The organism is uncultured Bacteroides sp. (assembly GCF_902491285.1).
Classification (GTDB): Bacteria; Bacteroidota; Bacteroidia; order Bacteroidales; family Bacteroidaceae; genus Bacteroides.
Genome location: NZ_CABUHK010000039.1, coordinates 1 through 25,451, shown reverse-complemented (window position 1 = coordinate 25,451; position 25,451 = coordinate 1). Strand labels below are relative to the sequence as shown.

Sequence of the window (25,451 nt, the reverse complement as noted above, 5' to 3'; positions counted from 1 at the left end):
TTATCCCGCTTTTATTTTAACGAGCTTTTATTTTACGAGTGATAAGTAGTCTCCATAACCCTCTTCTTTCATCTTCTCTTTCGGAATAAAACGAAGTGAGGCACTGTTGATGCAATAACGGAGTCCGCCCTTTTCTTTCGGCCCGTCAGTGAATACATGTCCCAAATGGGCATCACCGCTTTTGCTGCGAACTTCTGTGCGAACCATTCCATACGTAGTATCTTTCTTCTCTGCAATCAGCTCTTTCTGAATAGGTTTGGAGAAACTAGGCCATCCACAGCCGGAATCGAATTTATCGGTAGAAACAAACAAGGGTTCTCCGGTAGTGACATCTACATAAATGCCGGGGCGATGTTCATCCCAATACTCATTCCGGAAAGCCGGCTCCGTTGCGTTCTTCTGTGTCACTGCATACTGTTTTGCCGATAATTTTTTCCGTAGAGTCGCATCATCCGGTTTTTGATAACTTTTTGTTTGGGGAGCATTGGCTTTCCGTGCCATTTCAAATAAAGCAGGATTGATATGGCAATACCCGTTCGGATTCTTATCCAGGTAATCCTGATGATAGTTTTCTGCCGGATAGAAATTGGCTAACGGCTTTACTTCTATTGCAATGGGAGTTTTATATTGGTTCGCCAAAGTCTGAATAGCCTGATTGATAACGGGAACATCATCCTTATTTGTATAGTAAATCCCTGTCCTATATTGCGTACCACGATCATTCCCTTGTTGGTTAAGGCTGGTAGGATCTATCGTTTTAAAGTAGAGCTCAAGAAGTAAACTTAAATCTATAGTTTTAGGGTCATAGATCACTTTCACTGTTTCGGCTGCATTCGTTTCTCCCGAACATACCTGTTGGTATGTCGGATTAGTGATAATGCTATTGGCATATCCCACTTGAGTGCTTTCTACCCCTCTGATTTGTTTCAGGAAATGTTCTGTTCCCCAGAAGCATCCCCCTGCAAGATAAATTTCTGCTGCGATAATAAAATGTTTCATATCCGTTGGTTCTTTTTATAGTAACGGATGAACCGACGGATATGTTTTAAGAGTTGTGCAGGATTTAGAATGAATAGGTAGTAAACTTTCTATTTCTCTGTTCTTACATAAATAATAAGCGCTTTTTCAGCAGTTCAATGATTTGTGTCCGTAATTTCCCGGGTTGGATCGGTTTGGAAGTATATCCGTCAAAGCCACCATTCAGAATGCGTTGTTCATCTTCTGCGTAAGCGAAGGCGGTAATTGCTATAACAGGAGTTTCGGGAGACAACTCATGTATCTTTTTTGTCGCTTCGTATCCGTTCATTTTAGGCATATTGATATCCATCAGTACAATATGCGGATTATGCTCTTTAAACAGTTGTACGGCTTCCTCGCCATCCCATGCGTGGATTAATGTATATTCTTTTTTGAGTACGGATTCAAATAATTTATAATTACTGTCATTATCTTCTGCAATCAGTATGCTGAGCTTTTCCTTACTGTCTACGTGACGATAAGCTTCGTGTTCCTTGATGTTTAGCGATACTTTTTCAGTAGGGATATAAGGCAATGTAAACCAGAAAGTCGTTCCTTCTCCCTCTTTGGAAGTTACTCCTATCTGTCCGCCCATGTTTTCAACGATAGTCTGGCAGATTGATAATCCTAGTCCTGTGCCTTGTACAAAATTGTTGAGTTTGACAAAACGTCCGAAAATATTTCCCAGTTGTTCTTCCGGAATTCCGCTACCTGTGTCTGTTACATAAAAATGCAGGAAATCATCGTTATCTTGCAGATGGTATCCGAATTGGATACTACCTTTCTCTGTGAACTTCATCGCATTGTTGATTAGGTTGCTGACTACTTGTGTCAGCCGGTTTTTGTCTGTACTGATACTGCATTCCGGCATTTCCCGGTTATATATAATCCGGACATTCTGATTTTTATTCCTCATTCCGGCCGAGTCTTCCAGATTGAAGAACAATTCGTTAACATCCACATTGCTATATACAAATTCCAATGTGCCGGCTTCAATCTTAGAAAGATCAAGAATGTCACTAATCAGTTGGAGAAGTAGATTATTGTTGTCTTCGATAATGTGTATATATTCCTGTTTCTCTTCTTCGTCTTCCTCTTCTGTCGAAGCCAGAATGCCCGAGAAACCGACTATGGCATTCAGCGGAGTACGAATCTCATGACTCATATTTGCCAGGAAGGCAGATTTCAGCTTATTGGATTCTTCCGCTTTCTCCTTGGCTCTAATCAAGGCTTCCTCCATCTCTTTTCTTTGAGTGATGACTAATGAAGAACCTACAAGCGTCTTAGGTTTGCCGTTTTCATCTCTGTCATCTACTGTAGCTTGTACTTCCACCCATTCATAATGCAATGAATTTCCTTTTTTAGGAACAATCCGGAATTCTTCTTTAAGTTTTGAAACCTCTCCATTGATGAGCCGCTGATAAGCTGCCGTTATTCGTTCCTTGTCTTCTTTGCAGATATTGGAAAAATAGGAAGTGTCGGAAACCGATAAATGCTGTTCGCCGACTATTCCCTGTTCTTGGATGACTTCAACAGGGCGATTGACATCACATAAGATTGTGTTTTTTTCCAAGTCCCATTTCCAGGGAGTGATATCGGCTACATCAAGTGCAGCGGATAATTTATGATTGGTGGAGTGGAGTATTTGCTGGGTTACTACCAGTTCTGTGTTGTCTACGCAAAAGACATCAATAAAGCCTTTCTGTTTGGAAGGGGTGATGATAACAGTCAGATAGGTTTGTTTTTCTTCAACATAATATTGGAAAGTAAGTTCCCTCTTGTTATTAAGCGAATTGTACATGTTGATAAGTTGTATATTATCGGACTTGCTGAGTTCGCTTTGCTTCTTTCCTATTATTTTGCCTTTAGGTATGATGTACTTTTCGAAAATCGGATTTACTTCGCGATAGATGAAATCTATAATATGTCCTTCCGCATCGTAAATCAGTTCTTCCTTGGCATATAAAATAGGCATGTTTTCTATTAAGCTGCTGTAATTCATCATCGCATCCAGACGTTTACCCCGTTCGGTGGCGATTTTTCTAACCCACATCAGATATAAGATACCTGAAAGCATAATAAAACAAATAATGATAATATAGTGCCAGTTTTGCTCAAAGAACGTTGGCGGCTTCATGCTGAAGACCGTATCGGACGGACAACGGCTTATCTGTAGTCCGGAATTTTGTAAATCGATATAATTGATGTATGGGCAGGGTGGCCTCATTTCTATAAATCGGGTTTTCCCGATTTGTGGCTTCGCCAGTACTTGTTGAATCGTTTTTATAATATAGTTTTTTATGACATTATTCGGCCAGAAACATCCTCCAATCAATCCGTTTGTTTCCAGGGCATTGTTGTGCAGTGTGAAGATGGGAGCTTTAGAGTAGTTGCTTAATAGCCTGGATATATTGGAGGTAAGAATGGCATTACCTTGTTGCTGCTCTTTTTTAAACCAGGAAAGAAACAACACCCCGGTTTGGGAGTCGAACATTTTTAAAGAATCAATCAGGGCATCATTCGTAATATCGCCTGCAATCAGGTGTTCAATCTTGACGGTGGGGTATTCGGTGTGTATCAGTTCATTGACTTCTTCCCGGTATTGCGCACTGATACAACGCCTGTCCGAAAGGAATACTAACTTCTTCATGTGTGGAATAAGCGTATCCATCAATTTCACCGTTTCTTTGATGTAGAAAGGGGTGTAAAGGACAGTCAGAGGTATGCTGCCCTGATAGTCTGCCAGTGATTTTCTATCCTCTTCGGGAATAACCCTCTTTTTTAAATATATGCTGTCGTCACCTGTATATTTCCTTTCTGCACAAAGGATAACCGGTATATTTTTCCAATGCTTCTCGATGTCCTTGTTTAGTAATACCCATGACGAATTTCCTAATAAGACAATTAGTTTGGGAGGAGTATTGCCATATCTTTGAAATAGATTCTCCTTGTATTCTTGCAAGGCTTCCTCATCGTTGATGATAAGCATATTCATATGTTCCGTATGGATATCTACATGGCTTTTCGCTGTGCTGTATTCTTTGTATATCGGATCTATGAAGTCGTTGCTCCATAATGACATCTCTGTATAAGAGTTGATAATTAGAATACAATCGGATGATAAATTGTTCTGTTGGGTTTGGACGGCATAACAGAGGGAATGAAACATTCCCGTTATAAAAAGGAGTAATATTAATACTTTCTTGAAATATGATACCTTCATTTGTAAGTTTGTTTTGATTGCTCTTTATTTTGTTCAAATTTGCCGAAAGATAAGGCTTATTATTCAATAAACAGTAAATAAAAGAGAAATAATGTAGAGATTAAATATTATTTCCCAAAATGGATGTCTTGCTTTGCGTGGGGGATTAATAAAGAGACTGCACCATGTTGTGCCTGTTTTTTAAGACACGGATGGTGCAGTCTCTCATTTATTGTGTAGAGATTTTATTCTATAATCTGTCCTTTATAGAAATCCAGGATTTTAGTGCAGAACAAATAATCATATTTAGCTTGTAGTCTGTCTGAAAGTGCTTTAGTCAGATTCAGTTTTGATTCATTGTATTCCACAAAAGTGGCCTTGCCGTTATTGAACTTTTCACTCATGAGACGGAAAGATTCTTCATTGGCTTTCACTGCAACTTCACTGGAATTATATTTGCTTTCTGCCGCTAAAGCATTGTACCAGGATTGTTGAATCTCCTTGTAGAGCGTTTTTTTAGCATTGTCCAATTGCAGTGTAAGATTGTTTTGCTGTAAACGGGCTGTCCGTACCTTATTGCGTGTGGAAAAACGGTTGAAGAGTGGAACACTAAGATTGAATCCTACATATTTATTCAGGTTGTTTTTCATCTGACTGCCGAATCCCCCTTCTGATTTTCCGTTAACTGTATAGTAATTACTTCCCAAACCGGCGCTAAAAGATAACTGTGGGTAGAAGTTACTTTGCGCAAGACGGATGCTGTTGATACTACCTTGTAACTTGTATTCTGCCGATTTTATACTTGGCTTGTAGGCAAGTGCCTGCGTATAAATATCATCCGGCGGAGTTAGAGGAGTAAATTCCAGTTCTTCTTTGGGATTTTCAAGTACAAAACCTTCCGGTGTCGGTAATTCCAAGAGTTGACTGAGGTCAAGTAATGATAATTTGTATTTATTATCGGACTGTACAGCGGTCATTTCATCTTGTGCTACACGGGCTTGCGCTTCAGCCACTTCGGACGGAGATGCTTTGCCTACTCCGAAAAGTCCTTGAATACGCTTCAGTTGGTCTTTGCTCAAATTTACTTGATTATGGGCAACTTTGCTTAATTCAAAATTGAACAATACTTGCAAATAAGCAGAAGTGACATTTATGGCAATATCCTCTTTGGCTTTGTTGAGGTCTTCAATAGCCGCTTTCAGATCCAGTTTAGCAAGCGAGTATTGATTAGACAACTGCAAACCAGTAAATATAGGAACGTTTGTGCCTAAACTAAGGCTCGTATTAGCACTGTTAATATTGCTATATGAGTTATCTACCGGAGAAGCTGTACGTCCCCAGCTCCAGTTCTGACTGGCACTACCACTCAAATTAGGGAGACGTGCCCACTTGGTTGTATGCACATCTATCTTGCTTATTTCAGTATTGTTGGCGGACTTGCGAATCTCTATATTATGCTCAATGGCATAGTCAATACATTGTCGCAGTGTCCATGCTTGCGACGAGTTGTTGTCCTGCGCCTGAATGGAAATTATTCCGATTCCTGAGAGCAGAAGTACTGATATGGTTTTACGGATTGTTTTCATTGAAGTCTATTATTTGTCTTTTTTCTCAGCACCACGTATTTTATCCTGTGCAGTTATCCCTTTTTTAATTTCTATCTTGATACCGTCGCTCATCCCTGCGGTCACTTGAGTACGTTGGAACTTCTGTTGAGGTACGGAATCCGTCATAAGATATACAAAAGTAGAATCCCCGCTAAATTCGACAGTGCTTTCAGGCACTGCCAATACCTGATTGGCACGTTGCAACACGATTTCTGCATTGGCGGAGTATCCGGAACGGATTTGTACGGAATCGGGAACAGAAATGGCAGCCTTGATTTCGAACTGGTTGGCTCCGTTGGTTTCCACTCCTTTGGGAGATATATATTCCAGAATTGCGTTGAAAGTCAAATTCTGCAAAGCACCGATTGTCAGTTTCAACGACATACCTTCATGGATGCGCCCCACTTCCGTTTCATCAATATTGCCACGGAAAATGAGATCGTTCATGTTGGCTACTGTGGCAATGGTTGTTCCATCGTTGAAGGTATTGCTCATGATAACGGAGTTACCGGCTTTTACCGGTACGTCCAGAATCAATCCGTCAATAGTGGAACGGATCATGGTGCTACTGAATGAAGCACTGTTTTTGGTAATGCCTTCTTTTACGATTTCGAGATTATCTTTTGCGGTCTGTCTCTCTTCACGCGCCTGTTTGACGACAACTTCGCTTTTCTCATATTCTTCCCGGCTGATTAGCTGGTCTTCATATAACTTCTTGACGCGGGCAAAATCAGTTTCAGCCTGTGCCGCATTAATCTCTGCCAGGCGGACGCGGCTTTCAGCCGAGTTCAGTTGCCCGAGTTCGGGGATAACCTTAACTTTGGCTATCACTTCACCTTTCTTTACGCTTTGTCCTGCTTCTTTGTACAATTCGTCTATGATGCCGGAAATCTGCGGTTTGATTAAGATTTCATCTCTTGGTTCCACCTTCCCGGTAGCTACTGTAGTCTTTTGCAAGTCAGTTATTTCCGCCTTCACCGTTTCATAAACAATGACCTTGGGCTGGGATTTCTGATAAAGGAATACGAACGTTCCAATAAGGATTATGGCAATGATTACCAATAATGCGATTTTCAGATACTTTTTCATCTTGGATATATGTGTTTAATTTTTAATTCTTCGTTCTCAACTCTTCATTCTCAACTTCTACTCGTCGCGGATTGCTTCAATCGGTCTGATAGCCATAGCCCGGTAAGCGGGTGCCAGTCCTGCCAACATTCCTAATGCAATCAACAAGGCACAAGTACCGATTGCCAGTCCGAAGCTGACTTGGAAATGAGTATCTCCACCACCTGAATTTGCAGCCATTTCCACTAGTTGCAGTATCATGACGGCAAAGGAGATTCCGCACATCCCGGCAATGGTTGTCAATACCATACTTTCTGACAGGATTTGTTGCATGATGTCTTTCGGACGTGCACCGATTGCCCGACGGATACCGATTTCGGTAGTGCGTTCTTTCACGGTTACCATCATGATATTAGACACACCGATGGCACCGGCCAGCAGAGTTCCCAAGCCGACCATCCAGACTAATATATTAATGCCGGTAAATAAATTATCAACCATTGAAAACATAGCTTCTGCATTCAGGTACATAAGCGCCTGTTTGTCATTGGGAGCAATATAATGTGCGGCTTTGATAATCTCTTCCATTTTCGGTTGCAGGTCAGACACTTTGACTCCATGCTTTGCGGTAAAACAGATAACATCAATTCGTCCGCCCAGGTTGTACGTTTGTTGCATGGTAGTGAAGGGCAGGGTGACAGCTTCCGAAGCCCGTCCCTGTATGTTCATGTCTCCTTCGGAAGAAGACATACCGATAATCCGGTAATAAATTCCGTCTACACGTATGTATTTCCCGCACGGGTCTTCTCCTGCTTTGAAAAGACTTTCATAAACCCGTTTCCCGATAACACACACTTTGCGCGCTTCCTTAATATCTACATCATTGATAAATCTGCCATAAGCCATTTCCTGTGATTCAATGTGAAGATAGTCGGGATACAGTCCTTTTACGCTGCAATCATATTTTTTATCTTCATATACGGCTTTCGACCCCCAACGGGCGATAGAAGGAGTAATGACTTCCACATCTTTGACTTGCGAACGCAGGCGTTCAATGTCGACAGCTTCCAGATTCCACCATCTTCCTTTACGGAAACCTTTGTAGGCTTCACCCGTTCTTTGCGAAGCAAGGAAGCCGGAGTTGGTGGCGAATCCTTCAAAGTTCTTTTTCATCATATCTTCCAATCCCTGCCCGCCACCGATAAGGGCGACAAGCATGAAGATTCCCCAGAACACACCGAAGGCAGTCAGCAGGCTTCTTGTTTTATTTCTTGTGATGGTTATGAGGATTTCCTCACAGGTATCCATGTCTATTTTCATATTCTTAATCTGCTCTAAGTGCTTCAATCGGCCGGATGCTGACCGCTTTGCGGGCAGGGAACAATCCGGCTAACGTACCAGCTATTACTAATGTAAGTGTAGCCTGTATGGCAATTCTTATATCTACGGTAGGATTCAGGAAAACCGTTTCCGTCCACACTCCGGTATCCATTGTCTGATTCCCGAAGGCATTGTTCATCCATTCGGTCACTCCGATGCCGGCCACCATGCCGATGTATCCGAATGTGGTGGTGATGATGATACTTTCTACAATAATAAGCCAAAGAATAGATCTCGGTTTAGCTCCTAACGCCTTGCGGATACCGAACTCGCGTGTACGTTCTTTAACGGTGATCAGCATGATATTGGACACCCCTACAATGCCGCTTAAAAGAGTGAAGATACCGATAACCCAGATTCCGGTGCGTAGAATGACCATGCCTTGCTGTTGTTGTAGATAATTGGTGAATCGGTTCCATATCCAGATAGCGCTATGGTCGGTAGGGTCAAAACGATGGTTGGCACCTAGAGCTTTTCGGTATTCTTTCTCAAAGTTCTCATTTGCTTCGATTGTTTCCAGATTCTTTGTAGCAATGGTCAGACAGTTCAGCTTGTCGCCTTTATTATAGATAGTTTGCAGAGTGGAAAAAGGGATGAGAGCGGGATTCTCCCCGCTGTCTCCTTTGTCGTTGCAGAGTCCTACTACCCGATAGACAACATTTCCCATGTTGACAAATTGCCCGATAGGTTCGATATGTGTCTTATTAAAAAGTATTTCAGCCGTTTTCTTATGAAGGACGATTACTTTCCGTCTTTCTTTTATATCCGTCTCATTAATGAAACGCCCTTTAAAAAGCTTTATAGTCTCCATTTCTATATGGTTAGGGAAGACTCCCGCCAGTCCGACACTGGCATACTCCGAACCGAAGCTGATGTTGACGGAACCTTGCCAGATCGATGCTCCTGTCGTAATGACATTATTGGAGAAATGGGTATCGGTGATCTGGAAATCCTTGTTGTCCAGTTGAATCTGTCGCCCCTCTTTTAGTCCGTCGTAAGACTTGGAAGTCCAGCCCGGATAGATTTTAATACTGTTCAGTGCACGTTCCGAAGCCGATTCTTCGAATGCGTGAATCAGCCCGTTGCCTGCACCCAGCAGGACGATAAGCATAAAGATACCCCATGCCACAGCAAATCCGGTGAGAAACGTCCTCAGTTTGTTGCGCTTGATGGTACTGTATATTTCTTGCCAAATATCAATCATGATAATGTTTGTATAGTAGGTGGTGGATTTGGATTTATTTCATGATGCCGTCCTTGCCGAAAGGAGAGGCGTCGTGGTCGATGTTATCCTCGATTCGTTCGATAATACCATCTTTGATATGTATAATCTTGTCTGTCTGGTTGGCAACGCCACTCTCATGAGTGACGACTACAATCGTCATTCCCATTTTATGCAAATCTTTCAGAATCTGCATCACTTCTACGGAAGTCTTGCTGTCCAAGGCTCCGGTCGGTTCGTCCGCCAGGATAATTTGTGGCTGGGTGATGAGTGCACGTGCGATGGCTACACGTTGTTTCTGCCCGCCGCTCATTTCGTTGGGCATATGATGTGCCCAGTCTTTCAAACCCAGCCGGTCGAGATATTCCAGTGCAAGCGCATTTCTTTTTTTGCGACTTACCCCCTGATAGAATAAAGGAAGTGCTACATTTTCTACGGCATCTTTAAAGGAAATCAGGTTGAACGACTGGAAAATAAATCCTATCATACGGTTCCGGTATTCGGCGGCTTTGGTCTCGCTCAGGTTTTTGATAAGTACATTGTTCAGGTAGTACTCTCCGGTGTCGTAATTGTCCAGTATGCCTAATATGTTGAGTAAAGTAGATTTGCCGGATCCGGATGCTCCCATAATCGAAACAAATTCACCTCGTTCGATATTGAGGTTGATACCTTTGAGTACATGGAGAGGCGCTCCGTTGTTGTAGGTCTTGTTGATGTCTGTTAGTTGTATCACAATTTTCTTTATTTAGTTTCTGTTTTCTAATAATTTTCTACTATTAGACGACTGCAAGATACAAAAAGTTGCAGAGAGAGTGAACTTTTTTTGAAAAACATTTTGTAAACTCAATCTTCTTTACGTAATTTGTGTGCAGTAAACTTAATGATTAACTAACCCTTTTAAATAAAAGTATCATGAATTCAAACATGGAAAAGCCCTACGTAGTAGGTATTGACATAGGCGGAACGAACACCGTCTTTGGAATTGTTGACGCACGCGGAACTATTATTGCCAGCAGCTCAATCAAAACTGCCGGTTATCCTACTGCCGAAGAGTATGCTGACGAAGTTTGCAAGAACCTGCTTCCGTTGATTATCGCTAATGGCGGTGTTGACAAAATCAGAGGTATCGGTGTCGGTGCTCCGAATGGCAACTACTATACAGGAACGATTGAATTCGCACCGAACTTGCCTTGGAAAGGTATCCTTCCACTGGCTGCTATGTTTGAAGAAAGACTGGGTATTCCCACTGCTCTGACAAACGACGCTAATGCTGCCGCTATCGGTGAAATGACTTATGGTGCTGCCCGTGGTATGAAAGACTTTATCATGATTACGCTGGGTACCGGTGTAGGTAGTGGTATCGTTATCAACGGTCAGATGGTATATGGTCATGACGGTTTTGCAGGCGAATTGGGTCACGTGATTGCCCGTCGCGAAGGTCGTATTTGTGGTTGTGGCCGTAAAGGTTGTCTGGAGACTTACTGTTCGGCTACCGGTGTAGCACGTACAGCTCGTGAATTCCTTGCAGCTCGTACCGATTCCAGCTTGCTTCGCAACATTCCGGCAGAAAACATCACATCAAAAGATGTATATGATGCAGCCGTACAGGGCGATAAACTTGCACAGGAAATCTTCGAATTTACAGGTAATATTTTGGGTGAAGCATTGGCAGACGCTATTGCATTCTCTAGTCCTGAAGCTATTGTATTATTCGGTGGTTTGGCCAAATCGGGTGATTATATCATGAAACCGATTCAGAAATCAATCGACGAAAATGTCTTGAATATCTATAAAGGCAAGACAAAATTGCTCGTTTCCGAACTGAAAGACTCTGATGCTGCCGTATTGGGTGCCAGCGCTTTGGCTTGGGAACTGAAGGATATTAAAGAATAATATCAATTTTATAATAAAGGTAATGAAAGTCCCCGGGAACTATTGTTTCCGGGGACTTTCTTTTTTCATCTCTGTCGGAGAAGGACCGGTGAGGAAAAAGCAGCATTTGATGGCCAATAAAAAAGGGAACTTCATCTTGAATGAAGCTCCCTTTTTTATTTCGAATCTTAGAGTTAATCTTAGTTGTTAACTCTTTTTTCTTTGATTCTGGCTTTCTTACCGGTAAGAGCACGCAGGTAGTACAATTTAGCGCGACGAACTTTACCTACCTTGTTCACTTCGATGCTGTCGATAGCCGGTGATTCGATTGGGAAAATTCTTTCTACACCGATAGTACCTGACATTTTACGTACAGTAAAACGTTTTTTGTCTCCGTGACCGGCGATTTTGATAACAACACCACGGTACAACTGTACACGTTCTTTGTTACCTTCAATAATACGATATGCTACTGTTACAGTGTCTCCTGCTTTGAAGCTCGGGTGCTGTTTTCCGGTAGCAAATGCTTCTTCTGCAATTTTAATTAAATCCATTGTTGTTATTATTAAATTGTTTCATCGTTACAACGCAACATACCAAGTATCTCGTCTCTTGACAGCGATTGCGCGAAAGCGGTGCAAAGTAACGAATTATTTGGCAGATAGCCAAATGTTTTTTGTATATTTGTAGCTGTGAACAAGAAAAGGCTTGTTGGGTTACCAATAATAAATAAAGATGGAAGTAAGCATACCAAATATACAATACCAAGCTCAATTTGACGAAATCAAATTAATAATTGATACACGTAAGAAGCGAGCTTATAAAGCTTTAAATAATGAGATAATTCTTAGTAATTGGGAGATTGGGCGGTATGTCTCCGATAAAATAAGGTCTGCCAAGTGGGGGAGCAAGGTCATAGATATGCTTGTTGTATATCTCAAAGAGAAAATCCCCGGTATCAAAGGGTATGAAAAACGTTCTATTGAAAGAATGGTCAGATTCTATAATGAATATTCTACTGTAGAATTTGCGTCAGCCATTCCGACGCAAATCAAAGAACAGGCAATTGCGTCAGACGTTCTGACGCAATTTGGTGACGATGCTGCTGTACTCTTTTTATTGGTACAAGTGGGCTGGTCTGCCCATCTTGAGATAATGTCCGGATGCACGTCTCCTGAAGAACGCATTTTCTACATATTATTAAGTAATAGAGAAAACCTTACTTATCAGGAACTTCGCAGGCAGATTGATGCTTGTGTTTATGAACGGAGTTTATTAGGGAATACGCATCAATCACTAGCATTGGAAAAAGCATATCCGGATGCCGGGCGGATTTTCAAAGACACATATATGGTTGATTTTCTTGGTTTGCCTGAAAATCATAGTGAGAGAAGTCTTCAGGCTGGCTTAGTGAAACAGATGAAGAATTTTATATTAGAATTGGGAAAAGATTTTTTGTTTGTGGATGAGGAGTATCGTGTGCAGGTCGGAATGAAAGACTTTCGGATTGATTTGCTTTTTTTTCATCGTGGACTGCGATGCTTGGTTGCGATGGAGATTAAAACGAATGAGTTTAGACCGGAATATCTGGGGCAATTGGATTTTTATCTTGAAGCGTTAGACCGGGATGTAAAAAAAGAAAATGAGAATCCGAGTATAGGAATATTATTGTGTAAAAGTGCAGATAGTCAAGTTGTTGAATATGCATTAAGTCGTAGCTTAAGTCCCACAATGATTGCAGAGTACAAGCGGCAGTTAATCCCCAAGGAAATATTGCAAAAGCATTTAAAAGAGATTCTTGATAAATAATAAAAATAGCGAACATGAAACAGACTTATGTAAAGTATCTGATAGTGGCAGCGTTGGCAGGTGGTTTCCTGTTCACGTCCTGTCGCTCGACACGGGAGGTTGCGGCTCACTATCAAGTGGCAAAAGTGGAAGGTAGTATGATTAAGGTTGATTCTTCCTGGGATACTAATCCGGACAAAAAAGCTGCCGAAGTATTAAAGCCCTATAAGGATAAGATTGACGGGATGATGTATGAAGTCATCGGTACCAGTGAAATGAAAATGGATAAAGGGGGGCCTGAAAGCCTGCTTTCCAATCTCGTAGCAAGCGTCTTGCAGCAAGCTGCCGCTCCGATGTTGGGCAAACCTGCCGATATGGGCCTGGTGAATATGGGCGGATTACGCAATATCCTGCCGAAAGGTGAAATCACAGTAAGTGAAATCTTTGAAATACTTCCTTTTGAGAATTCCCTTTGTATCCTGACAATGAAAGGCTCGGACATGAAACGACTTTTTAAAGCGATTGCTTCCCTGCGCGGAGAAGGTGTAAGTGGTATTCGTCTGGAAATCACGAAGAATGGAGAATTATTAAATGCTACAATTGGCGGCAAACCCGTGGAAGACAACCAACTCTATACGGTAGCTACCATCGACTATCTGGCAGACGGCAACGGACGGATGGACGCTTTCCTGCAAGCAGAGAAACGCGAATGTCCCGATGGCGCTACTTTACGCGGCCTATTTCTCGATTATGTCCGGAAGCAGACTGCCGAAGGCAAAATGATTACTTCCAAACTGGACGGACGCATTACCATAAAATAAGAAGGAGAATCTAAAAATATTGAATATGAAAAGAATTCAGATATCATTCCTGTTATGCCTTGCATTGAGCTTTGCTTTTTCCATATTTGCGCAGGATACCAAGGAACTTATACTTTTACAGACCAGCGACGTACATAGCCGTATCGAACCTATCAACCAGAAAGGCGACCGTAATTATGATGAAGGCGGCTTTGTCCGCCGGGCTACTTTCCTTGACCGGTTCCGCAAGGAACATAAGAATGTCCTGTTGTTCGATTGTGGAGACATTTCCCAAGGCACACCTTATTATAATATGTTTCAGGGAGAAGTGGAAGTCAAGTTGATGAACGAAATGGGGTACGATGCCATGACTATCGGCAACCATGAGTTTGATTTCGGCCTGGATAATATGGCACGTCTTTTCAAAATGGCAAACTTTCCGGTAGTTTGCGCCAACTACAACCTCGATGCTACCCCCTTGAAAGGCATCGTAAAGCCTTATGTAATCCTCGAAAGATACGGCTTGAAGATTGGTGTATTCGGCTTGGGAGCTAAGCCCGAAGGTTTGATTCAGGCGAATAAATGTGAAGGAGTAGTTTATGAAAACCCTATCGAAGTATCGAATGAGATAGCAGCCTTGCTGAAAAAGAAAGGGTGTGACGTGATTGTATGCCTGTCCCATCTGGGCATTCAGATGGACGAACGCCTGGTTGCGAAAACACGCAATATCGACGTGATTTTGGGCGGACATTCGCATACCTTTATGAAAGGTCCGAAAACTTATTTGAATATGGACGGAAAAGAGGTGCCCCTCATGCACTCAGGAAAAAGTGGTGTGCGTGTGGGTCGTCTCAATTTGACTTTGAAACGTAAATGAAGATAATTCCCTCAATTTTAGCGATTTTAATTCTATTCTCGGTCGGACAAGCCACAAGCTCGGCTCAGAATGTTACCACCACTGCCGAACCACTGTTAGTTTATAAAGCTCTTCAGGATGAAGATTGCCGTCATTGGGTAGACTCGGTGATGAACAAACTCTCCTTTAAAGAGAAGGTGGGGCAGTTATTTATCTATACCATTGCACCGGTAGATACCAAACGGAATCTGGAGCTGCTGCGCGAAGCTGTCGATACTTATAAGGTAGGCGGACTCCTTTTTTCCGGTGGGAAGATGCAAACCCAGGTCGACTTGACAAACCGGGCGCAAAAACAGGCGAAAGTACCTGTTATGATTACTTTCGACGGAGAATGGGGGCTGGCGATGCGTTTGCGCGGAACGCCTGTTTTTCCAAGAAATATGGTATTGGGATGCATCCGTGACAATCAACTGATTTATGAATACGGGAGAGAAGTAGCCCGTCAATGCCGGCAGATTGGAGTGCAGGTTAATTTTGCTCCGGTAGCGGATGTGAACATCAATCCCAAGAACCCGGTCATCAACACCCGTTCTTTCGGAGAAGACCCGGTGCAGGTTGCAGATAAAGTAATCGCTTACGCTTATGGCCTGGAAGGTGGGGGAGTATTATCCGTCTGTAAACATTTTCCCGGTCATGGAGACACCGATGTCGATTCACATAAAGCGCTTCCGGTGCTTCCTTTCACTCGCGAGCGTTTGGACAGCGTTGAACTGTATCCCTTTAAAAAAGCGATTCGTGCCGGACTGGGCGGTATGATGGTGGGACATCTGCAAGTGCCTGCTATCGAGCCGATAGGCGGACTTCCTTCTTCTTTGTCCCGTAATGTCGTCTATGATTTGCTGACGGACGAGTTGGCCTTCAAAGGGTTGATATTCACCGATGCCCTTGCTATGAAAGGAGTGTCCGGCAACGGCAACGTCAGCTTGCAGGCACTGAAAGCCGGTAATGATATGGTACTTGCTCCGCGCAATCTGAAAGATGAAATTCCTGCCGTGCTCGAAGCCGTTGAAAAAGGGGAACTGAGCAAAGAGGATATTGAAAATAAATGCCGTAAAGTATTGACCTATAAGTATGTGTTAGGACTCAAGAAAAAGCCGTTTGTACAGTTGTCCGGTCTGGAACAACGAGTCAACAGCCCTCAGGCACGTGATTTGATTCGTCGGCTGAACCAGGCGGCAATTACCGTTCTGAATAATAAGAATCATATCCTGCCGCTCCACGCCGACAAGGCGCAGAGGATTGCATTGCTCGAAGTCGGGAAACCGGGAGAAACGGAAACATTGGCGAAACAAATGTCCCGCTATGCGTCACTGTCACGTTTTCGTCTCCGTCCTAATCAGACAGAAGAAGAAAACCGGCGACTGCGTGATTCGCTGGCTGCTTATAAACGAATCGTAATAGCCGTAAGTGAACAACGCCTGGCTCCTTATCACCCGTTCTTTGCAAAGTTCGCTCCCGAAAGTCCGGCTATTTATCTCTTCTTCACTCCCGGGAAAATGATGTTGCAGATTCACCGGGCGGTATCTGACGCTTCGGCAGTGGTATTGGGGCATAGTCACAATAGCGACGTACAGCGTCAGACGGCTGACATATTATTTGCCAAAGCTACCGCGGACGGCCGATTATCAGCAAGTCTCGGCGGATTGTTTCCGACAGGTGCGGGAGTGACTATCACTCCGGAAAGCCCTTCGCACTTCATTCCGGAGGAATACGGACTTTCATCCGCCCTTCTTAAAAAGATTGACACCATTGCCTTGGACGGTATTCAGCAGGGTGCCTATCCCGGTTGCCAGGTGGTAGTCCTGAAAAACGGTCATATCATGTTTGATAAGGCATTCGGTACTTATGCGGGAAAAGGAAGTCCCCGTGTCGAATCTACGGACATCTATGACTTGGCTTCCCTTTCCAAGACAACGGGAACGCTGCTCGCCGTCATGAAACTCTACGATAAGGGGCGTTTTAATCTGACTGATAAGATTTCCGATTATTTGCCGTTTCTGCAACGTACTGATAAGAAGGATATAACGATTCGGGAAATCCTGTACCATCAGTCCGGACTGCCCCCCTGGCTTCCTTTCTATCAAGAAGCCATTGATAAGGACAGTTATGACGGGAGACTGTTCAGCGCACGCAAAGATGCACAGCATCCGGTGCGGATTGGGACAGCTACGTGGGCGAACCCGAAATTCAAGTTTAAGAGTGAATACATATCTCCTGTCAAGACCGGAGATTATACAGTTCAGATTTGCGACAGCCTGTGGTTGAACCGTTCTTTCCGGAAAGTGATAGAAGAGAAAATCGTGGAAACTCCGTTGAAGCAGAAACGTTACGTATATAGCGATATAGGATTCATTCTGTTGGGAATGTTGGTGGAACAGTTGGCGGGTATGCCTATGGAAGCCTACTTGCAGCGTGAGTTTTACGGGCCGATGGGGTTGGAGCGTACCGGCTATTTGCCTTTGCGCCGTTTTGCCAAATCAGAAATCGTTCCTTCCAATAAAGACCGTTTCTTGCGTAAAGAGACCTTGCAGGGATTCGTGCATGATGAGGCTTCCGCCTTCTTCGGCGGGCTGGCGGGGAATGCCGGGCTGTTCTCTACTGCCCGTGAAGTGGCGCATATCTATCAGATGTTGCTGAATGGGGGAGAGATAGACGGAAAACGTTATCTGAGCAAAGAAACCTGTCAGCTATTCACCACAGAAGTGTCAAAGATAAGCAGGCGAGGCTTAGGGTTTGATAAGCCGGATATGCAAGATTCAAAGAAGGGAAATTGTGCATCCGTTGCTCCTGCCGGAGTGTACGGCCATACCGGATTTACCGGTACTTGTGCATGGGTGGATCCCGAGAACGAACTAGTGTATGTTTTCCTGAGCAACCGCATCTATCCCGATGTTACCAATCGTAAACTCAATCAACTGCATATTCGCGAACGGATACAGGAAGCGATTTATGGCGCGATGAAGAAAAAATAATCCTTCCGATAAAAAATAAAAAGAAATGCCCTTCCACCTGTAACGGTAGAAGGGCATCTTTTTATTATTAACGTAATATTCTGACAGTTGTAGTTCTTTTTTAGAACGATACACCCAGGCGGAAGCCGAAGTTGCTCAATCCGTCTACACTGTAATGCAGTACGTCAGCCTTGTTGGTACCATAGCTGTAGTACAATGCAAAGTGCAAGCCCGGACCGTACACCCAAGGGAATACGTTGACACCCACTTCAGGAGAAGCATAGAATCCCCAACTGTCTTCTCTTGCTTCAAGCATATTGAAGTTGGAGCGGATTTTCGCATATTCAGCACCTAATTTTGCGCTGACATAAGGTTGGAAAGAACCGCCGCGGTTCCATTGGTAGCGTGCAGCAGCACCGAAAGGCAACTGGAACATAGTATGTTGCTGGTCGGTAGTTACATCGCCGCCTGCCATTTTAAACGTTTCACGACCTACGTATTCGTGGTTGCTGTGATAGTTAAGGAAAAGTCCCAAACCGATGTTGGGAGTTACAAAATAACCACCTTCGAAGTTCATACCCCAACCACTTGCTTTGTCAGCGAAATGATTACTTAGCGGGGCATTGAACTGCCAGTCGATGTTGGCATATCCATTGTCTGATAACTGTGCCTTGGCCGGCATGGCGAAGGCGATGGCAATAGCCGCCAAGGCTATCACCTTGAAGTATATATTTTTTCTTGTTTTCATAACAGTTGTAGTTGATTATTTGTTAGTAAGATAAGGTGACTGAGCGAATGACTGGTTGACAGCCTCCACTGCGAGAGTGCGGTTGATAGCTTTGGAACCAGTGTCAAATCCGGTCAGGTAGCTTGTCCATACAATAGGCAGTTTTTTGCTTTCACCTTGTTCGGCTTGCAAGTTCACCATTTCTGTCAGGAATGAGTTGGTACTATAGCTGTAAGTCACAGCATACGGGTAGTACCATCCGCCACCCCAGGTTCCGCCCCAGTAGTTCGGGCCCCAGTAACCGGGATATCCCCACCACCATTCCGGCTGTGCGTAGCTGGTGAAATAATAAGTACTTGCGATGTAGCTCACTTGAATACCGAGGTCAGCGCTTTCTTTGTCGGCAGCGGCCGTATATCCTCTGGCTTCCATGTTTTCCGTGTAAGCAGCCAAAATTTGTTCAGCGCCTTCTCCTTCGAGATATTCCGGTTCTTTACTGTCACTGATCACCAGGATCTGAGGTGCCAGAAAGAAAGTAGGAACTTTGAAGTCAGCTTTCTCGTCGTGGTTAGTGTATACCAGATAGTTGTCATCCAGCTTACCCATGTCCGGGTCTTTTTCGCAGGAAGCGAGTGCAAAGACCGCCAATAAAATAGGAATTAATTTCTTCATATCTTTATAATGTTTAGGTTATATAAAATCATGCCCTGGTACCTTGGGGCTTTTGTTACAAACAACAAGAAAAAAAAGAAAAGGTTCGCCTGAAAAATTATTTTGCCGGAAAATTAACATCTTTCTTTTTGTTCTTTTCTGTAAGAACAATGAGCAATCTGCCCATGTTCAGGCGGATTGCTCATTGTTTTACTGTTTGCGGGAATTTGTTTGAAAATCCGTTGTTAAAACAAAGGTCTTAGTAATTCCGGTATTTCAACTTTATCAAGTTCCAGTTCGTTCACCCGTTGTTTACCCGCTTGGGACAGATGGAAATACATTTGCCGGCGGTCTTCGTTTCCGAGTGTCCGGATGATTAGCTCTTTTTCCTCCAGTATCCGGAGCATTTTTGATGTATGCGACGGGCTCAAGTCTGTTTGTTTTGCCAGGTTGGTGGCTGTCATTCTTTCCGTTGAGCACTTGAGGCAGCACAATATCATAGCTTCGTTCAGTGATATCCGGTAGACTTTTTCAAATGCAGATTCAAAGTTTGTCATGGCTCTGAATACATCACGCATTGCACATATTGTTTTCATATCTTATTGAATATATTTTATTAATTCTTCCTGTTAAATAAACAGATTGACGTTGGCATTGTCCGCTCGTTCCATATACGTTGCTACGCCGCCGATGGTCACATCGTCCAGGAGTTCTTCTTTTTTCACTCCCATCACATCCATCGACATCTGGCAAGCGATGAATTCGACGCCGTTTTCCAGAGCTTGCCGACGCAGTGATTCGAGTGAGTCGATTCCTTTCTCCTTCATGATATACCGCATCATCTTTCCGCCTATTCCGCCCATGCTCATCTTTGAAAGTTTCAGCTTCTTGGAGCTTGAAGGCAGCATCATACCAAACATCTTTCCAAAAATATCTTTCTCCACTTTCGGCTTATGCAACTTTTTGATGACGTTCAATCCCCAAAAGGTAAAGAAGATTGTGACTTTCTGTCCCGTGGCTGCTGCGCCATTAGCGAGCACAAAGGTAGCTAAAGCTTTATCTAAATCATCACTAAACATGATAAAAGTTTTTCCTTTGCCATCACAAGTAGTAACAATATTACATGATTTTGGTTCTCCTTTTTCTATAATAACAACAGATTTTCCACCGGATGTTTCTTTCGAAATCAGTTGGTTGCCGGTCGAGCTGCACCATGCGGCGGCGTCACGTGGGAATCCCGGATCAGTTGCCGTAATCTCCACCCGTTCGCCCGAAGCCAGTCCGTCCATAGTCTTTTTCATCTTCAGAATCGGGCCGGGACATTGCAGTCCGCAAGCATCCACCCGTATTGTCTGGGCGGTTGCGGCGGGGGTGGCAGGTTGTCCGGTTTGTGCCGTTGTCTCTTGCTGTGCGGGCGTTTCCAGCGTTTCATTCTCATTTTCTTCGTGCAGGATGATAGGGGCAGTAGCGGCACGGTAAGTTTTCAGTCCGCCCGACAGATTACGTACCTTGTCAAATCCGTGTTGTGTCAAGATACGGTAGGCGAGATATCCCCGTAGCCCGACAGCGCAGAACGTATAAATCATCCGGTCTTTCGGCAGTTCCGACAGCCGGTCGCGAAGTTCATCCAACGGGATATTCACGGCTCCCGGCAACGTTCCTAAAGCAAATTCATCCGAAGTGCGGACATCCAGCAGGAATTTGTTCTCCATTTCAATGTCTCTCAATTCTCTCCAATACACAGGATTCGTTCTGCCTGTAATAATATCTTCTGCCACATAGCCCGCAAGTGCTACCGGATCCTTGGCGGAAGAGAACGGGGGCGCATAAGCCTGTTCCACTTTCATCAGGTCGTAGATGGTTCCCTCATGCTTGATGACAAGCGCAAGTTCGTCAATCCGCTTGTCCACTCCGTCATAGCCCACAATCTGTCCTCCGTACAGCCGTCCTGTCTGCTTGTCGAAAGTGATTTTTATACTCATCGGCATTGCATCCGGGTAATATCCGGCGTGGGAAGACGGATGAATGGTAGACGACATATAATCAATTCCTTCCAGCCGCAATCGTTTTCCGGGCAATCCGGTAGAGGCCACCGTCATGTCGAAAACCTTGGCGATGGAAGTGCCGATGGAGCCTTCATACGGAATCTTCGCTCCCAGTATATTGTCTGCGACGATACGCCCCTGGCGGTTGGCGGGTCCGGCAAGATAATTGAGCCAGGGCTTTCCGGTAATCGGATGGCGATATTCAATCGCGTCGCCAATCGCATAGATGGATTCGTCGGACGTTTGCAGGTAATCATTCACGGCAATGCCGCCGGCAGCGCCGATAGTCAGTTCGGCAGCCCGTGCCAGATTCGTTTCCGGACGCACCCCGATAGATAAGATAACGATATCGGCTGCAATAGACCGGCCGTTCTTGAAGTTGACCTTCAATCCTTTGCCGTTCCGTTCAAAAGAAGCTACGGCTTGTTCCAAATATAAATTCACCCCCTTGTCCATCAGGTGTTGATGAACCAGCGAAGCCATCGAAAAGTCGATGGGCGCCATTACTTGGTTGCCCATTTCCACAATCGACACTTTCGCCCCTTGCGCATGCAGGTTTTCCGCCATTTCGAGTCCGATAAATCCGGCTCCTACCACTACGGCTTTCCGCGGAGCGTGGCTGTCGATATATGCTTTGATTTTATCCGTATCCGCAACGTTTCTCAGCGTGAAGATTCCGCTCAGGTCTATCCCCGGCAGGGGTGGACGTACGGGGGAGGCACCGGTTGATATTAACAACTTGTCGTAACTCTCTTCATACGTGTCCTCGCTGCTTTGCCGCACCGTGACCGTCTTTCTTTTCCGGTCGATAAAAATCACTTCATTTTCCGTGCGGACATCTACGCGGAATCGTGTAGAAAATGCTTCGGGAGTCTGGACGAACAGTTTTTCGCGTTCTTCGATAACTCCGCCTATATAATAAGGTAGCCCGCAATTGGCATACGATATATATTTCCCTTTTTCCAAAAGAATGATTTCTGCCGATTCGTCTACTCGTCTGATTCGGGCAGCAGTGGTAGCTCCGCCTGCAACGCCTCCGATAATGATTATTTTCATATATTTATTTTGTAAATAGTTTCCTATGGAAATAACGAACTACGTAAGCAAAATGTTCATGGATTCATTGAAAAAACTTATATTTGCACACCCTGTTTTTTCATTCTTCTATTTTAATACAGGCAAATTGTATGAGTAAGATTCTTATTATTGACGATGAAGTCCAGATTCGCAGCCTTCTGGCTCGTATGTTGGGGCTCGAAGGGTATGAAGTGTGTCAGGCAGGTGACTGTAAGGCTGCCGTCAAGCAATTGGAAGTCCAATCGCCCGATGTGGTTTTGTGCGATGTTTTTCTTCCGGACGGAAATGGTGTGGACTTGGTGTTGAACATCAAAAAGACGGCTCCCAACGTAGAAGTGATTCTTCTTACCGCCCATGGCAATATCCCCGACGGTGTGCAGGCTATCAAGAATGGTGCGTTTGATTATATAACGAAAGGAGACGATAACAATAAGATTATCCCTCTGGTGAGCCGTGCCGTAGAAAAGGCGAAGATGAATCTCCGCCTGGAGAAACTGGAAAAGAAAGTCGGGCAGATGTATTCGTTCGATTCTATTCTGGGGGAATCGAAAACATTGAAAGACGCTGTCTTGCTGGCGCAAAAGGTGTCCGTGACAGATGTTCCTGTATTGCTGACCGGAGAAACCGGAACGGGAAAGGAAGTGTTTGCACAGGCCATACATTATAACAGCAAACGCAGCAAGCAGAATTTTGTGGCGGTCAATTGTTCCTCTTTCAGTAAGGAATTGCTGGAAAGCGAAATGTTCGGGCATAGAGCCGGCTCGTTCACCGGTGCGGTAAAAGATAAGAAAGGGCTTTTTGAAGAAGCCAGCAACGGAACTATCTTTCTGGACGAAATCGGTGAGATGGCATTTGAACTGCAAGCTAAGTTATTGCGTATCCTCGAAACTGGTGAATATATAAAGATAGGCGACACCAAACCGACACGGGTCAATGTACGTGTCATTGCCGCCACTAACCGCAACTTGCAGGAAGAAATCAAGGCAGGGCGGTTCCGTGAAGACTTGTTCTACCGCCTTTCCGTATTTCAGGTACATCTTCCTGCGCTTCGCGAACGTGCAGGAGATATTAAGATTCTTGCTGCCGCCTTTGCCAAAAGATTTTCTGAAAAGCTCTCGTATGCAATCTGTGAAATGACTCCCGCCTTTCTTCATGCATTGGAGCAACAGCCCTGGAAAGGGAATATCCGCGAACTGAGAAACGTAATCGAACGCAGTCTGATAGTTTGTGAAGGCGGGCGATTGGATGTCTGCGACCTTCCTTTGGAGATTCAGAACAGTCACTATGAATGTTCGGACGATACAACGGGCAGTTTTGAACTGGCTGCGATGGAGCGCAGGCATATTGCACGTGTGTTGGAATATACAAAAGGGAATAAGACGGAGACAGCCCGCTTGTTGAAAATAGGGCTTACTACGCTATATCGGAAGATAGAAGAATATAAGATTTAGATAAATGAATGCCCCGCGCTTCACAGCGCAGGGCATTAGCATACAAACAAACAAAAATAAAACATAGTGTGGTATTAGGGATGACGGCTCCTGATAACTAAAGTGGGAATCCCTGAACGCTTTCTTGGGAATTAGCTATCAATATACCGTCCCACACTATGTAGTTTGCGCATATCCTTGATTTACATACAAGAAGTCTTTTCTCCTTTGAAGCCCAAAGAAACCAATGCCATTCGTTGTGGTTAGAACACTGCAAGTCGGAAATTGTTTCGGCATCCGGAATGGGATAATACCCGGCTATGATTGTTGATAAGAAAGTGGGAATGATTAATATCCTGGCTGGCATATACCGGTTTGCAATCTTCTCCAATAGATACCTCTCGAAGCCCTGCAAAATGCCGGAGTGAAAACTTTGTCCAACTCCATTGTATCTTTCTGTTGGTAGGTTCTTCCCATAAAAGTTTTGTTGAGTTTTGCCCTCATACCCTCATAAATTGCTTGAATCCCCTTGTTCATCGTTGTTTCCTCTATGGTAGCAGGTCGTTTTATCCCCCTGATAGTAACTTTTGCTCTCATACTGATTTTTTACTTTTAGCAAGTAATATTCTTGTAATCAGTGTGATATATGTTTCCTTGTGCTAAGTCTGTATACTCCATGCCGGCTGCTTTTTGTGCCTGATTTGCTTCATATAGCCTCTAATCTTATGCCTGTTTCGGTTTCAAGTACCCGTTTTTCTTCTTTTTCTCCTATATATCATACGTAAAGCCCTTATATATTATATGTCGGTTCCTTATATGTCATACGTAACTTCCTTATATATTATATGTCATTCTTTGTATGTTGTATGTCAATCCTTTGTTATTCTAATGTTTTCCCTTCATCATGTGTAGGGGCTCACAATTGTGGGCTTTTTTGTTCATATATGTGGTCGTATCTATCTACGGCTGTCAGCTTATTTGTTTACAGAAGTGAGCCCTTCCACATGGCTAAGGGAGGATGTACAGATGGCTAAGGAAAGATGTCCGGACAATAGTGGGATGACATCTTGATGTCTGCTTTGTGTGTTGTAAAGTACCGCTTGATGATATGAAATTAAGCGGTACATTCCTTCATGTTTACCTTGACAAATGTTGCTGTTTAATAATTCTTCTGTTTCAGAAGTGTTGCTTTCCTTATGAGAAATGATTGATAAATGCATGAGAAATACACTGTTTTTAGGCTAAAGTGGTGGAAAAAGTATGAGAAATCCCGTTTTTGATTTTATTTCTCATAGTGCTATCTTGTTGATTTATATGTAATTACGGTGTATGTTATGAGAATATGAGAAATGTTTTCTTTTTCTTGGTTCTTCGTCAAATTTGGTGGTAAGTTTTTCTCCGCTCATTTAGCTAATTCAGTCAGTGCCTATATTTTCTTATGAAAGTGAGTAAAAAGGGATAATTATTAACTTGGAAATAAAGAGATAAAGAATTTACCACCAAATTTGACGAAGAACCTTTTTCTTTGCAGAGGGGCTGAGCAGCGTAACCCCATCGCCCGTTGAGTTTAACTCATGAATGCGTTGCCTTTAAGCCGAAAATGCTAATTGGAGGGAGATTTGAAAGTCGCCTACGTATAACCCAAATAATTTCATGTCTCATAGTCATTTCCTTGTCAATATTGTTTGCTTGCTAAAT

General features: G+C 43.6%; 19 protein-coding genes. 6 read left to right on the top strand and 13 right to left on the bottom strand.

The annotated features are described in order from the left end of the window. Window positions 1–27 precede the first annotated feature (27 nt). The 7 genes from msrB to RDN93_RS11615 form a co-directional block, all read right to left on the bottom strand. On the bottom strand, window positions 28–999 hold the full coding sequence (msrB, locus tag RDN93_RS11645) for a peptide-methionine (R)-S-oxide reductase MsrB (protein ID WP_308745695.1): 972 nt from the start codon (window positions 997–999) through the stop codon (window positions 28–30). Window positions 1,000–1,102: 103 nt separating this feature from the next. Next, window positions 1,103–4,240, bottom strand: coding sequence for an ATP-binding protein (locus RDN93_RS11640; RefSeq protein WP_308745694.1), 3,138 nt, complete (start codon window positions 4,238–4,240; stop codon window positions 1,103–1,105). 224 nt (window positions 4,241–4,464) lie between these two features. Then, window positions 4,465–5,805 (bottom strand): TolC family protein, encoded by a 1,341-nt coding sequence (locus RDN93_RS11635; protein ID WP_308745693.1) that lies wholly within the window; start codon window positions 5,803–5,805, stop codon window positions 4,465–4,467. A 9-nt stretch (window positions 5,806–5,814) separates the two neighbouring features. Beyond that, window positions 5,815–6,915 carry an efflux RND transporter periplasmic adaptor subunit gene (locus tag RDN93_RS11630; RefSeq protein WP_308745692.1) on the bottom strand — a complete coding sequence of 367 codons (1,101 nt, stop codon included), beginning with the start codon at window positions 6,913–6,915 and terminating at the stop codon, window positions 5,815–5,817. A 57-nt stretch (window positions 6,916–6,972) separates the two neighbouring features. Continuing rightward, entirely contained in the window at window positions 6,973–8,214 is a 1,242-nt protein-coding gene (locus RDN93_RS11625; protein ID WP_308745691.1) for an ABC transporter permease, read from the bottom strand. A 4-nt stretch (window positions 8,215–8,218) separates the two neighbouring features. Beyond that, the gene (locus RDN93_RS11620) at window positions 8,219–9,478 is read right to left on the bottom strand and encodes an ABC transporter permease (protein WP_308745690.1); all 1,260 of its coding nucleotides are present in this window, start codon (window positions 9,476–9,478) and stop codon (window positions 8,219–8,221) included. A 34-nt stretch (window positions 9,479–9,512) separates the two neighbouring features. Beyond that, window positions 9,513–10,229 (bottom strand): ABC transporter ATP-binding protein, encoded by a 717-nt coding sequence (locus RDN93_RS11615; RefSeq protein ID WP_308745689.1) that lies wholly within the window; start codon window positions 10,227–10,229, stop codon window positions 9,513–9,515. 179 nt (window positions 10,230–10,408) lie between these two features. On the opposite strand from RDN93_RS11615, the gene RDN93_RS11610 reads away from it, so the two are divergent. Next, window positions 10,409–11,389 carry an ROK family protein gene (locus RDN93_RS11610; protein ID WP_308745688.1) on the top strand — a complete coding sequence of 327 codons (981 nt, stop codon included), beginning with the start codon at window positions 10,409–10,411 and terminating at the stop codon, window positions 11,387–11,389. Between the two features lie 179 nt (window positions 11,390–11,568). Here the strand turns inward: RDN93_RS11610 and rplS are convergent, their stop codons facing one another. Continuing rightward, entirely contained in the window at window positions 11,569–11,922 is a 354-nt protein-coding gene (rplS, locus tag RDN93_RS11605; RefSeq protein WP_167959626.1) for a 50S ribosomal protein L19, read from the bottom strand. A gap of 181 nt (window positions 11,923–12,103) precedes the next feature. On the opposite strand from rplS, the gene RDN93_RS11600 reads away from it, so the two are divergent. Genes RDN93_RS11600 through RDN93_RS11585 form a run of 4 tightly spaced genes read left to right on the top strand, consistent with a single transcriptional unit; the run spans window position 12,104 to window position 17,844 of the window. Then, complete coding sequence (locus RDN93_RS11600) at window positions 12,104–13,177, top strand: PDDEXK nuclease domain-containing protein (RefSeq protein WP_308745687.1); 1,074 nt, start codon at window positions 12,104–12,106, stop codon at window positions 13,175–13,177. A gap of 14 nt (window positions 13,178–13,191) precedes the next feature. Then, entirely contained in the window at window positions 13,192–13,977 is a 786-nt protein-coding gene (locus tag RDN93_RS11595) for a 5'-nucleotidase (RefSeq protein WP_308745686.1), read from the top strand. Window positions 13,978–14,002: 25 nt separating this feature from the next. Then, a complete protein-coding gene (locus RDN93_RS11590) occupies window positions 14,003–14,833 on the top strand; it encodes a metallophosphatase (RefSeq protein ID WP_308745685.1) in 831 nt (276 codons plus the stop codon). Next, window positions 14,830–17,844: a glycoside hydrolase family 3 N-terminal domain-containing protein gene (locus RDN93_RS11585; protein WP_308745684.1), complete on the top strand. Its 3,015-nt coding sequence runs from the start codon at window positions 14,830–14,832 to the stop codon at window positions 17,842–17,844. Before RDN93_RS11590 ends, RDN93_RS11585 begins: the two co-directional genes overlap by 4 nt. Before the next feature lie 100 nt (window positions 17,845–17,944). Here the strand turns inward: RDN93_RS11585 and RDN93_RS11580 are convergent, their stop codons facing one another. The 4 genes from RDN93_RS11580 to RDN93_RS11565 all read right to left on the bottom strand — a co-directional run bounded on the left by RDN93_RS11580 (window position 17,945) and on the right by RDN93_RS11565 (window position 22,302). Beyond that, window positions 17,945–18,571 (bottom strand): porin family protein, encoded by a 627-nt coding sequence (locus RDN93_RS11580; protein WP_308745683.1) that lies wholly within the window; start codon window positions 18,569–18,571, stop codon window positions 17,945–17,947. A gap of 15 nt (window positions 18,572–18,586) precedes the next feature. Beyond that, window positions 18,587–19,222 carry a DUF4136 domain-containing protein gene (locus RDN93_RS11575; RefSeq protein ID WP_308745682.1) on the bottom strand — a complete coding sequence of 212 codons (636 nt, stop codon included), beginning with the start codon at window positions 19,220–19,222 and terminating at the stop codon, window positions 18,587–18,589. Window positions 19,223–19,446: 224 nt separating this feature from the next. Continuing rightward, window positions 19,447–19,797: a winged helix DNA-binding protein gene (locus RDN93_RS11570; protein ID WP_308745681.1), complete on the bottom strand. Its 351-nt coding sequence runs from the start codon at window positions 19,795–19,797 to the stop codon at window positions 19,447–19,449. Between the two features lie 33 nt (window positions 19,798–19,830). Continuing rightward, a complete protein-coding gene (locus tag RDN93_RS11565; protein WP_308745680.1) occupies window positions 19,831–22,302 on the bottom strand; it encodes an FAD-dependent oxidoreductase in 2,472 nt (823 codons plus the stop codon). A gap of 131 nt (window positions 22,303–22,433) precedes the next feature. Between RDN93_RS11565 and RDN93_RS11560 the strand changes: the two genes are divergently transcribed. Continuing rightward, complete coding sequence (locus RDN93_RS11560) at window positions 22,434–23,774, top strand: sigma-54 dependent transcriptional regulator (RefSeq protein WP_308745679.1); 1,341 nt, start codon at window positions 22,434–22,436, stop codon at window positions 23,772–23,774. Window positions 23,775–24,101: 327 nt separating this feature from the next. Here RDN93_RS11560 and RDN93_RS11555 read toward each other — a convergent pair whose 3' ends face one another. Next, on the bottom strand, window positions 24,102–24,350 hold the full coding sequence (locus RDN93_RS11555) for a hypothetical protein (protein WP_308745678.1): 249 nt from the start codon (window positions 24,348–24,350) through the stop codon (window positions 24,102–24,104). Between the last annotated feature and the right edge of the window lie 1,101 nt (window positions 24,351–25,451).